The 563-nt window shown below is 33.2% G+C and carries 1 protein-coding gene; it reads left to right on the forward strand.

Annotated elements, in window-relative coordinates:
* The coding region (locus H8718_RS20415) for a hypothetical protein (protein WP_249334885.1) at positions 1-563 on the forward strand (563 nt) is incomplete at both ends.

Raw genomic sequence — 563 nt, forward strand, 5'->3', positions numbered from 1 at the left:
TTGAAAGTAGAGGATAAAGAGGAAAAAAATAAGAAGTATAAGTTATTACTAAAAGAAGCTATAAGTAGGGGGGAAGAAAAATTATTTAAAAAGAAAGTGCAGGAGCTGAAAGGGGAGGATGAGCCTCACAATATGTATGAATTAAGCCCTAAAGGGACACCTCTTAAGATTTGGGAGAACCTAAAAGTCCTCTATGATAATAAGGGAATTGAACTTAAATACAATGAATTAAAGCGAAGTATTGAAAGTAATAGAGAATGGTATATCTATGAAGATTTTCTTACTCAAATAAATAGTGACTGTAGAAGAACAGGCCTGCTACTTTCAAAAGACGATTTGTGGGGATTTACTTCATGCATTGCCAATATGAATGCTTATAATCCTATTAGGCAGTACCTTGAATATGCACATCATAAATATAAAAATAGCACACAGCAATCTAGCGAATTAGGAAAGCTTCTTAAAACGATTACCTATGCAAAGCATTGTACAAAGAAGGATATAGCCTTTAATGAAGCTATGATTCTAATGTGGTTATTAACTGGTGCTAAAATAGGCCTGAA

Source organism: Zhenhengia yiwuensis (genome assembly GCF_014384995.1).
GTDB classification, from domain to species: Bacteria; Bacillota; Clostridia; order Lachnospirales; family Cellulosilyticaceae; genus Zhenhengia; species Zhenhengia yiwuensis.